Genomic DNA, 11772 nt, shown 5'->3' on the forward strand with positions numbered 1-11772 from the left:
AAAACATGGCAATCGCAGTTGATGTGGCAAAGGACCCGAAGGCGATCAAGTCGAAATTCATCGGGAATTTCACAAAGCGTCAGGTTATTTGCTTTGGAGCGGCTGCCGTGGTGGGAGTACCATTTTATCTTCTGACAAGAAAGGTAATCGGGACGGACGTGGCTGCCCTCATGATGGTGGCAGTCATGCTCCCGTTCTTCTTTATAGCAATGTATGAAAAGGACGGAGTGCCTGCGGAGCAGTATTTGAAGCAGGTTATTGAGATGAAATTCATCCGGCCCGGGATAAGAAGGTACAAGGTGGAAAACCTCTACGAGCAGTTAAGAGAAAGAGAATCTATGGAAAAGGAGGTGGAAGCTCTTGAATGCAAGCAAAAAAAGTGGAAAGAAGAGCGTTACGGCAAAGTCTCAGAAAAGCACAAAGAATCCGAAGAATAATAAGCTGCAGACAAAGGCAGGAAAATCAATCTTTGAGAGATTCACGGGACTTACGCTTGCGGAGTTCTTAAAGCTGAAAAAGCTTAAGAAAACGCTCTCCGGAGATAATGGTCAGTCCGGCAAGCAGATTTCCACACAGCAGACCATAACTTTTGACAAGATGTACCAGGATGGCATCTGCAAGGTTAGAAAGAATTATTACACTAAGATGATCGAGTTTTATGATCTGAACTATGTGCTTCTGGATGAGGAAGAGAGGGCGGATATACTGGGGTTGTATTCACAGCTCATAAACTATTTTGATCCGACCATCAGCTTTCAGATCTTCCTCTTTAACAGGCATGTGAATGAGGAGACGCTGGCGGCACAGTTTGAGATCTCTCCCCAGGGAGATAAGTTCGACGATATTCGTGAGGAGTTTTCGGATATGTTAAAGAGCCTGTCTGCAAAGGGGAATAACGGAGTCATCAAGAGCAAATATATCATTTTCGGCATTGAAGCGGAGAATATCAAGGAAGCAAGACAGAGGTTTATAAGCCTTGAGGCAGATATCATAAAGAACCTCAAAAACCTTGGTACCAATGCGAAGTGTCTCGACGGAAAGGAACGATTAAGAGTCCTGTATGAGTTTTTCAATCAGGACAAGATGGAACCTTTCCATTTTTCATTTAAGGAAATGGCAGAGTCCGGCAACACGGTAAAGGATTATATCGCACCGCAGGGCTTTGAGTTCCGTTTCCCCGGCAGATATAAGATGGGGCATATGTTTGGAGCTACGAAGTATCTTGACATCATATCCCCGAAGCTCAATGACGAGCTGCTTAAGAGGCTCTTGGATATAGACAGCAATATCTCTATATCCATCCATATGAGGACCATTGAGCCAACAGAAGCTATCAAGCTCTTAAAAAGAGCACTGTCGGATGTTCAGAAAACAAAGATCGACGAGCAGAAAAAAGCGGTTCGTGCCGGATATGACATGGACATTCTTCCTACGGATATCGTTTTGTATGAAAAGAATACTATGGAGCTTTTGGATGATCTGAATACCAGCAATCAGAAGCTCATCTGGACAACGATCCTGATTTCGAGCTTTGGTAGAAACAAGAAGGAACTGGAAAGCGTGTCACAGAGAGTATCGGGTATCATTCAGCAGGCAAACTGTAGGCTTATCGACCTTCAGTACAAGCAGGAGGTGGCCATGAATGCCGCAGCTCCCATCGGTATCAATGAAACGAAAGAGGGCAGGCATCTGATCACAAAGAACCTGGCGATCCTTGTACCGTTCAATACGCAGGAGCTTTTCCAGTCGGGACAGTCTTTGTATTACGGGCTGAATGCCCTTTCCAACAACATGATTATGGCAGACCGTAAGAAGCTTCGTACACCGAACGGCGTAATCTTAGGTACGCCCGGTTCCGGCAAATCATTTTCTGCAAAGCGAGAGATCCTTGGAAGTTTCCTTGTATCAAGGGATGACATTTTGATCTGTGATCCAGAGGGTGAGTATTACCCGCTTGTAAAGGCACTTGGCGGTGAGGTGGTTAAGCTTGCGACCAATTCAAAGGATTATCTGAATCCTATGGATATACAGCTTTCCCATAAGAATGACAGGGAGGCACTTAAGCTTAAGTCAGACTTTTTGATCACGCTCTGTGATGCAATCGCAGGCGGGGAAACAGGTCTTGCCAATGATGAAAAAGGTATCATCGACCGCTGTATCGAGGGTATTTATGATGAGTATTTCAAAGACCCGAGACCGGAGAATATGCCGATATTGGAAGATCTCTACAATGCTCTCGTAAAGTATGAGCCGGACAAAGCGGTATCGGAGGAGCTTGCCATTGATGCAAAGCAGAAAGCGGTTCGTATCGCAAACAGCCTTGTTTTATATGTGCATGGTTCTCAGAACTATTTCAATCACAGGACAAACGTGGATTCTCAGAACCGTATTGTCTGCTTTGATATCAGAGACCTTGGAAAGCAGCTGAAAGAACTTGGAATGCTGATAGTGCAGGATGCGGTATGGAACAGGGTTTCCCGTAACCGTGAGCGCAGGGTGGCTACCCGTTACTACTGTGACGAGTTTCACTTGCTTTTAAGAGATAAGCAGACAGCGCAGTATTCAGTGGAGATCTGGAAGCGTTTCAGAAAGTGGGGCGGTATTCCCACAGGTTTGACGCAGAACGTGGGAGACTTCCTTCGTTCGGAGGAAATCGAGGGTATCCTTGGTAACTCGGACTTTGTTTATCTCCTTAACCAGAACGCAAAGGATCAGGTGATCCTGGCAGATAAGCTAGGACTTTCTGAGAAGCAGCTCCAGTATGTAACAAACTCTGAATCCGGATGCGGACTCATTCTTTTTAATGATGTGGTCATTCCGTTTGCGGACAGGTATCCGACAGACACCAAGACGTATGCGATCATGAACACTCGTCCACAGGAGGAAGAGGAACATACTGCTGACAAGGGAGATGATGCAGATGGCGAAGAAAAAGAATAATACGGCAAGGAAGGCAGTATCGGACATAACCGGGGCAAAACCCGAGGGATTTGATGCGAAAGCCGATGCCGGAGATTTTAAGAAAGCACGGGCGGGTCCTACGGGATCCGCTGATGGAAGAGGTAAGGGCAGTGCCGTAAAAAGTAAGGCTGTAAGCGAAGCACAGGAGATGTTTAATGCTACGCCTGCAAATACGGTTTCCCAGGCAGAAGAAAAGAGCAGAAAGGTCAATCAGGAATTCTTTAAAAAACATGAGAATGAAGATGATAAAAATACCGAGTATGCTTCTCAGCGTGAAGAAACAAGGGCACTCCGTAAGCACAGGCAGCATGAGAGCCGTGTAAGGGTAAAGGACAGCTTTATACAGTCAGATGGAGATTTCCATGGAAAGACCGACTTTGTGGAAGAGGCAGGAGCCGAGACAGCAAAGAGCCATAAGCTTGAGATGCTTGAAAAGAAAGTGGAAAAAGCTGGTGCCAAAACCCAGAAGGCGAGAAAGAAGCTGCCACAGCGTAAGGAGTACAGGCTGGTGCGGCATTTCGATGAAAAGACCGGGAAAGTAACTTATGAGCTTCAGACCAATAAGGTACTTAAGAAGCCGAAGAGTGATAATCCCATAACTGCCGCAAACCGCAGGGCGATGATGGAAGCGCAGGGACTGGTGCATGACAAGATATCGGAGGATGAAAAGGATAACTCCGGTGTTGAAGCTGCCCACAGGACAGAAGAGGCCGGTGAAGCCGTTATCGTTCATGCGAGAAATATAAAGCACGGCGTACAGGCAAAGCGAAGCAATAAGGTAGCGGCTCTTGAAAAGAAGCAGTTCAAGGCGGAGGTGAACTTCAGATATCAAAAGTATTTGGAAGAAAACCCGGAGGTCAAAAAGAAAGCCATACAGAAGCGTCTTCAGAAGCAGCGTATCAAGCGTGAGTATGCCAAGGCACTTAAGAAAGGAACGACTGAGGCAAAGCAGGCTGCCGGATATGCAAAAAAAGCGGCAACAACAACCACAAACATGGCTAGAAAAGTAGCAGAGTTCGCAAGGAAGCATATCGGAGCGATAGCGACAATAGGCTTGTTCGGACTCTTTTTTATGCTTATAGCCGCAGGTATATCAAGTTGTTCTGCCATACTTAACGGTGGCTTGTCAGCTACTATGGCAGGAAGCTATCAGAGTCAGCCAGCTCAGCTTGATGCATCGGATGAAGCCATGACTTCAATGGAAATGGCATTGCAGAACACCATAGACAGCATCGAGGAAGATTATCCCGATTATGATGAGTACAACTATAACCTGGAAGAAATCGGGCATAACCCTTTTACGCTGATCAATTACCTGTCAGCCATAAAGGTTGATGTGGTGGCAGCGGACTGTGAGGCGGAGATCGAATCGCTTTTTGATGAGATGTATGAGCTGACCCTTACACCAAGGGAAGAGACACGAACCCGCACGGTAACTGTTACGAATGAGGAAACCGGTGAAGAGGAAGAAGTGGAAGAGGAATATACCGTTACGATCCTTGATGTGGAGCTTACAAGAAAGCCTTTGGAGGATATCGTTTCGGAGCGTCTTACCGGGAATGATGATGCGAGCGTGTTATATGCGGCATATCAGCAGACCAACGGTGCATTACAGCAGTTTTACACGCCTCTTGATACGGACTGGTACAGCCTTATAAAGAGCTATTACGGTTATAGGAAGAATCCCATTACCGGAGAGAATCAGTTCCACAGGGGCATTGATATCGCAGTACCGGAAGGGACAGAGGTTTATGCCGGGCATGACGGAACAGTTACCACGGCAGCCTATGACGATGATTACGGGAATTATATCGTGATCACGGACTCAAAAGGCTTTACTACGAAGTATGCGCATCTTGAAAGTATGAATGTCAGCGCAGGGCAGACAGTAAGGCATGGAGAGATTATAGGCAAGACCGGAAGTACGGGAGCCGTAACGGGAAGCCACTTACATCTGGAGTGCTTATCAGATGGAGAGTATTATAATCCGCTTTTCTATTTTGAAAACGGTAACGGATCCATTTATGGCACGACAGATCCTATCGGTGGCAGTGGCGATGTAGCTGCACTTATAGCAGAAGCGGAGAACTATCTCGGATACCCTTATGTATGGGGCGGTAGTAGTCCTTCAACGAGCTTCGACTGTTCGGGCTTTGTGTGCTATGTGGTGACTCACAGCGGATATTACAATCTGCCACGTACCACAGCGCAGGGCATCTATAACCAGTGCCAGCATATCAGCGCATCAGAAGCGAGAGCCGGGGATATTATCTTTTTCACAGGTACATACAATTCCGGCAATCCGGTAACCCATGTTGGTATCTATGCCGGCAATGGTCAGATGATCCATGCAGGCGATCCCATCAAATACTCTTCCATTAACACACCATACTGGCAGAGCCATTTCTACGCATTTGGCAGATTGCCGGGACATTAAGGAGGCAAGATGAAAAGAGAAACAATCAAGAAAAACCGTATTCATGCCGCCGAGAAGAAAGAGTATTACACCGAACGTGAGAAATACTGGGCAAGACTCGAACAGGAAGCGGATGATGCGGAAGCGATGAAGATCATTAGAAAGAAACATATAACACCGGAGCAGCTGGCACTGTTTAACAGCCTTTCTGAAAAAGAGGTTGCGGACATGATAGCTGCAAGGGATAAGGAAGTAAAACAGACCCCGCCCGATGAAGGCGGGGCCTTTCATGCAGAAAATGAAAAGGAGACAAACGAAAATGCAAAGAAAGTTATCAGTTAGGATTATTGCATCGCTGATCTTATCGGTGATGCTATTTGCACTGCCGGTCGGGGCATTCATTGCGAACAGTTCCACGGCGGTATCGGTATATGCCGAAGAGAGCGTGACAGGTAATGAAGCAGGAACTACAGATGATTCGTCATCAAGTGATGATGCTTCAGATAGAGGTTCTACAGATGAAGGAACAGATACAACAGTTGAAAATCCTTCGAGCGGGGATAATTCCGATGCCGAGGATACTTCCAACACAGGAGACAGCGCCTCCGAAAATGAATCCGGGGATGGTGAGGACGGTGGTGAGACTGGAGAAGATGATCCCACACCGACTCCTGAACCTACACCTGAGCCGGAACCTGAGTGTATCTGTGACCACAAGTGCAGCCAGTATGATTACAACAAGGACTGCCCTGTATGTAGTCAGAACTATAAGGACTGCGCATATAAGGAGCCGAGCGTAAAGATTACGATCAATACTCCTTCGGGATGGTACTCAAGCGGTACATCTGCAAAGGTCACTTTTAAGGTCGAAGATATCCTTGATACAGGGAACTTTGCCATAAAGTCCGTGAAAGCAAAGATCGGACAGAATGGCAGCTACAACGATGTAACAGAGGATATGTTCCTTGAGATTTCCGAGAACTGCACCGTATATGTGCTTGTGACGGATGCTAATGATAAGAGCTATGAGAGAAGCCGTTCCATCAAGTGCTTTGATACAAGCAAGCCTACGCTGAATGCGGCGGTATCGGACGGACTTCTCACTATCCAGGCATCCGATAATGACTCCGGCGTAAAGGTTATCTATGTGAACGGATATGAGTTTACTGATGTTACGAACGGAACCGTAAATATCAGGCTTTCCCAGTTCGATGCAGGCTATGAGTATTTCACGATCACAGCCATGGATAATGCCGGGAATGTATCGGAGGTTTATAAGACAAAGAATCCTTACTACAAGGATCCTAACTCTGATGATGACAGTAATCCGGCAGAACAGCTTCCTGCAAGTGCGGAGGCTACGAAGCCTTCCAGTGCGACCGCAACGGTTACAGATCACACAAAGACTGACAGTAATGGAAATACGACAAGCACTACAAGTACCTCAACCAGCACCAATACATCTCCCGAGGCGCAGAAAAAAGCCGAGTTTGCCAAGGCTGATGCAGAGGAGGCTGCTTTATCAGATGGAGAGAACGGCGAGGATATGAACCTTGGAAAAGAGTTTTATACCATCGAAGCTGCAAGCGGCAAGGTCTTTTATCTGATCATTGATCGTGACGGACAGGAGGAGATGGTTTATTTCCTGACAGAGATCACGGAGAATGACCTGCTTAATGTAACAACAGATAATTCGGAGACTCTGCCTAAGAACTCAGCGGCTCTTGAATCGCAGATCCCTGTGACGGAGAGCGCATTGCCTAATAACAATACGGATATCGACGATACCCACGAAGTTGAGACTCCTACTGAGACACCGAAGGAACCACAGGAGACTGAACCGGAAGAGCCTGCCGAAGAGGAGCCGGAAGAGCCTGTTAAGAGCAATCCGATTTTGGGATATATCATCATGGCTATCTTTGGCGGCGGTGTGATCGGGGCTGCATATTATTTCAAGGTAGTTAAGAAAAAGCAGGACGGCGATTTTGTCGAGGATGAAGATGAAGAAGCCGAAGAGGAAGTATATGCAGACGATGCGGATGAGCAGGAAAAGGATCCTAATGACGCCTGGTTTGATAATGCCGATGATGCGGCAGATTATCCTGAACCTACAGAAGAACAGAAAGACAGACCTGCTCCTACGGCGGAGGATATGGAAGATGCAACAATAGCTGATACGGAAGAGGAGAGCGCAGCAGATGTATCAGAAAAAGATGAATAAACACATTTACGGCGGAGAGGATAACCTCTCCGTCATCTTTTGAAAGGAGAAATGAGTTTTATGGAACAGACAGCAGAAAAAAAGAAGATGGATGAGATCACCATCAAGTTTGGCAAGGGATGTGTCGGAGAGCCTTTTACGGGTAAGGACGGCAAGGAGTATAAGCAGATCCTTATTCCTAACAAGGATGAAAATGATCATAGTCCCTGGGCAACATTTGTAGCAAGGTCAAATGCGGTGCATGAGGATCAGTATGGTAAGGGCATGTGGATGAAGCTACCTGCTGATGGCCATACCACAGTACGCAAGGATCACTGCGTCGGTGAGGGCGCAGATGGAAAAAAGATCTGGGAGACTGAAAAGACCAAGGTATCCAACAGAGATCTGAAGGGCATGGTGGAGTTTTATAAGTCCAGAGGCAAGGAACAGGAGGAAAAGCCGAGAGAATCTCTTAAGGACAGGCTTTCCGAGAAAAAGGCGGAAGTATCACAGCAGAAGCACGATGCTCCTCAGAAGACTGCCACCAAGTCAAAGGAAGCTTCTTTATAAGGAGGCTGCTATGGGATACAAGTTAGTGGTTACTGAAAAGCCCAGTGTGGCCAGAGCCTATGCGGATGCACTGGGCGTAAAGAATGCACAGGACGGTTATATCGAGGGAAACGGTTATATCATTTCATGGTGCGTAGGACATCTTATCGAGCTGGCACAGCCGGATTCTTATGATCCTGCACTAAAGAAATGGTCGTATAATTCGCTCCCGATCATGCCGGGGAACTGGCAGTATGAGATCAAAAAGGATACAAAAGCCCAGTTTAAGGTACTTAAGAAGCTCATGCACGATAAAGGTGTGGATGAGACTATCTGTGCTACCGATGCCGGACGAGAGGGCGAGCTTATATTCAGACTTGTATATGAGCAGGCAGGCTGTGATAAACCCATCAAGCGTTTATGGCTTTCATCCATGGAAGAGAGTGCCATAAGGGAAGGCTTTGCCAATCTGAAACCCGGATATATGTACAACGACCTGTATCAGAGTGCTTTATGCAGACAACAGGCTGACTGGCTTGTGGGTATCAATGGTACAAGGCTTTTCACGGTGCTTTATAACAGACTTTTGAAAGTCGGAAGGGTGCAGACTCCTACACTTGCAATGCTTGTGGACAGAGACGAAGCAATCCGAACCTTTAAGAAAGAGCCGTTTTATACCTGCCATATAGATGTAAATGGCATGGAAGCGGTATCCGATAAGTTCAAGACCGAAGATGAGGCAATGTCCGTAGAGGGATGTGCCGTATTTAACCCGGTGCGTATTACGAAGGTGGAGGAAGAGGAAAAGAGTATCGCACAGCCGAGACTTTATGACCTTACCACCCTGCAGAGGGATGCCAATCGTATCTTTGGATTTACGGCAAAGCAGACCTTGGATTATACCCAGAGCCTTTATGAAAAGCGTCTTTGTACTTATCCGAGGACGGACAGCCAGTTTTTATCCGATGATATGGGACAGACTGCGGAAGATGTGATCGGAGCGGTGTTTAAAAGCATATTAAAGATTCCGCAGGATTATTCGCCGGATATCGGCAGAGTCTTAAACAGTAAAAAGGTCACAGACCACCATGCCATCATTCCCACGATGGAAATAGGCAAACAAAATATGGATGCACTTGCAGAGGGAGAGAAGAAGATTCTTTACCTCATTTCATATCGTGTTCTGTGTGCTACATCCGGGAGGCACATTTATAAGGGTGTAAAGGTGGAACTTGACTGTGATGGGTTTAAGTTTCATGCAAGCGGAAAGACGGTCATATCCGAAGGCTTTAAGAAGTATGAAAAGATGCTCAGGAACCGCTTTAAGGTAAAGACTGATGCGGAAGATGAAGAAAAGCCTATTCCAGTAATAAGGGAAGGACAGTCATTCCGTGATGTGAATCCGAGAGTGGTGGAGGGCTTCACGCAGCCACCAAAAGCTTTTACGGAAGACACGCTCCTTAAGTATATGGAGACTGCCGGTGCTTCGGAAATGGACGATGATGTAGAGCGTAAGGGTCTCGGCACACCTGCCACCAGAGCGGATATCATCGAGAAGCTGGTAAAAGACGGTTTTGTCAAAAGAGATAAGAAAAAGCTGGTTCCCACGGATGATGGAATCAAGCTCATAACCATCCTGCCTGATGCGGTGAAATCTCCGCAGATGACGGCGGACTGGGAAAACGCACTTGTCCTTGTCTCCAAGGGTGAGATGAGTGCGGATGCCTTTATTAAGGGCATTAAGGACATGGTAACTGATTTGATAAAAACATACAGTAGCGTAAGCGAGGAGGAAAAGAAGATGTTTGGTTCAGAAGAAGCAATCGGAAAATGCCCTAAGTGTGGCGGAGATGTTGTTGTCGGCAAGTATGGAGCATACTGCACCGAGAAGTGCGGCATGAGCCTTGGCTATGCCATGGGAAGAAAGCTTGACGAGGAGCAGATCAAGAAGCTTCTTGCAGGAGAAAAGATCTTTATGAAAGGTCTTAAGAGCAAGAAGGGCAAGAGCTACGATGCTTTTCTTAAGCCTGAAGGTGTGGAGGCGTATGACTACACCAATAAGGATGGCGAAGAGAGGAGCGGTTTCCAGTTCAAGTTTTCCATGGAGTTTCCGGAGCGTAAGAAGAAGGGAGAGTGAGCAACATGAAGAAAGCAGTAAAGGTATTACTGGGCATTGCGGCGGCAGGAACCATTGTTTCCGCCGTCGTTTATGCAGTAAAGAAGTACAAGGACAGAAAAAACAAGGATTTCTGTGATGATTATTTTAACTATATGGAGGAGGTTACAGAAGATGCAGAATAACAACGTGATCGCAACAGAGGTTGCAGAAAAGCAGAGGACAAGCGGCAAAGCCCGCTTCACAGCCTATATGCAGGGCATGAAGAAGTTGGAGCGTAAGGCACAGATGCAGAAGGAAGCTATGATGAAGGGAGGAACAAATGCATGAATTACGAAGAGTTTAAGCAGGAAGTGGCAGACCGTATCAAGGAGTTTCTGCCTGAGAAGTATGAAAATGCGGATGTTTCCATTCAGACCGTTGTAAAGAACAATGATCAGAAGCTGGATGGTCTTATGGTAAAGCTTGAGGACAGCAATATCGCTCCCAACATTTACCTTAACCAGTTTTATGAGCAGCATGAGGACGGCAGACCTATGGATGATATCCTGGCTGCAATCGCAGATGTCCGCACTCAGCATGAGATGTCACAGGATTTCGATGTTAGCAGGCTTACGGATTTTGACAGCGTGAAGGATCGTATCACCTGCCGTCTTATCAATGCAGAGCAGAATGCGGAGTATCTTGCAGATAAGCCTCATACCATGGTGGATGACCTGGCTGTTACATACCATATCGCAATCGGCAAAGAAGAGAGCGGCAATATGTCTGCTCCTATCACCAACAGGCTCATGGAAGGATACGGTGTGGATGTAGAACAGCTTCATCAGATTGCCCTCGATAACATGGACACACTTACTCCGGCAACCTTTAAGAGCATGACGGAGACCATGGTTGATATGATGCTTCCCGATATGATGCGAAGCGGAATGTCTGAGGAAGAGGCAAGGGAGGCCATCGCCGGTATGATCCCGCCTACACCTGATGAGATGATGTATGTACTTTCCAATGAGGATAAGCTTAACGGTGCGGCAGTTCTCCTTAACGATAAGGTCATGGATGATATCACCGAGAAGCTGGGTCAGGACTACTTCATTTTACCTTCGAGTGTGCATGAGGTGCTGATCGTACCTAAGAATGACCAGATGGATCTTAAGACACTGGAGAGCATGGTGCAGGATGTGAATGCCACACAGGTAGCACCGGAGGAAAGACTCTCCGATCACGTATATGCCTATGACGCAAAGGAGCATGAGCTTTTCCGTGCTGACAAGGCAGAGGAGAGAGCTGCGGCAAAGGAAACCGAGGCTTCAAAAGAAACTGCTGTAGTAAAGACTGCGGCAAAAGAGGAAAAGAAGCAGGAGCGTCCTTCCCTTAAGGAAAGACTTGCTCAGAAGAAAGACATTGTTGCCAAGAATGAGGCAACCAGGGAGCCTCGTCAGATGAATAAGGACAGAGGACAGGCTTTGGCATAAGGATTTTTGTTTTGGAACGGGAGAGGGGCAGCGATGTCCTTCTCCCATAATCTTT

At 46.7% G+C, this 11772-nt stretch carries 10 protein-coding genes; all 10 read left to right on the forward strand.

Annotated features, from left to right (window positions below; all coding sequences use genetic code 11):
- Nucleotides 1-5 precede the first annotated feature (5 nt).
- Genes BUA02_RS04925 through BUA02_RS04960 form a run of 10 tightly spaced genes read left to right on the forward strand, consistent with a single transcriptional unit; the run spans nucleotide 6 to nucleotide 11717 of the window.
- Nucleotides 6-437, forward strand: coding sequence for a PrgI family protein (locus BUA02_RS04925; RefSeq protein WP_027215725.1), 432 nt, complete (start codon nucleotides 6-8; stop codon nucleotides 435-437).
- A complete protein-coding gene (locus BUA02_RS04930) occupies nucleotides 361-2940 on the forward strand; it encodes a VirB4-like conjugal transfer ATPase, CD1110 family (RefSeq protein ID WP_051638784.1) in 2580 nt (859 codons plus the stop codon). Before BUA02_RS04925 ends, BUA02_RS04930 begins: the two co-directional genes overlap by 77 nt.
- A complete protein-coding gene (locus BUA02_RS04935; protein ID WP_034486935.1) occupies nucleotides 2921-5398 on the forward strand; it encodes a CD1108 family mobile element protein in 2478 nt (825 codons plus the stop codon). Before BUA02_RS04930 ends, BUA02_RS04935 begins: the two co-directional genes overlap by 20 nt.
- Nucleotides 5399-5407: 9 nt before the next feature.
- Nucleotides 5408-5719, forward strand: a complete 312-nt coding sequence (locus BUA02_RS04940) for a hypothetical protein (protein WP_034486893.1) — start codon at nucleotides 5408-5410, stop codon at nucleotides 5717-5719.
- Nucleotides 5697-7598 carry a CD1107 family mobile element protein gene (locus BUA02_RS04945; protein WP_080655251.1) on the forward strand — a complete coding sequence of 634 codons (1902 nt, stop codon included), beginning with the start codon at nucleotides 5697-5699 and terminating at the stop codon, nucleotides 7596-7598. The genes BUA02_RS04940 and BUA02_RS04945 overlap by 23 nt, the downstream gene beginning before the upstream one ends.
- 60 nt (nucleotides 7599-7658) lie before the next feature.
- On the forward strand, nucleotides 7659-8147 hold the full coding sequence (locus BUA02_RS04950) for a hypothetical protein (RefSeq protein ID WP_026667053.1): 489 nt from the start codon (nucleotides 7659-7661) through the stop codon (nucleotides 8145-8147).
- 10 nt (nucleotides 8148-8157) lie between these two features.
- Nucleotides 8158-10263 (forward strand): DNA topoisomerase 3, encoded by a 2106-nt coding sequence (locus BUA02_RS04955; RefSeq protein ID WP_026667054.1) that lies wholly within the window; start codon nucleotides 8158-8160, stop codon nucleotides 10261-10263.
- A gap of 5 nt (nucleotides 10264-10268) precedes the next feature.
- Nucleotides 10269-10427 carry a hypothetical protein gene (locus BUA02_RS15790; RefSeq protein WP_155244368.1) on the forward strand — a complete coding sequence of 53 codons (159 nt, stop codon included), beginning with the start codon at nucleotides 10269-10271 and terminating at the stop codon, nucleotides 10425-10427.
- Entirely contained in the window at nucleotides 10417-10572 is a 156-nt protein-coding gene (locus tag BUA02_RS15795) for a hypothetical protein (protein ID WP_155244367.1), read from the forward strand. Before BUA02_RS15790 ends, BUA02_RS15795 begins: the two co-directional genes overlap by 11 nt.
- Nucleotides 10569-11717 (forward strand): DUF5688 family protein, encoded by a 1149-nt coding sequence (locus BUA02_RS04960; protein WP_051212532.1) that lies wholly within the window; start codon nucleotides 10569-10571, stop codon nucleotides 11715-11717. Before BUA02_RS15795 ends, BUA02_RS04960 begins: the two co-directional genes overlap by 4 nt.
- The last annotated feature ends 55 nt before the right edge of the window (nucleotides 11718-11772 follow it).

Origin of the sequence: Butyrivibrio hungatei DSM 14810, assembly GCF_900143205.1 — a bacterium.
Taxonomy (GTDB): domain Bacteria; phylum Bacillota; class Clostridia; order Lachnospirales; family Lachnospiraceae; genus Butyrivibrio; species Butyrivibrio hungatei.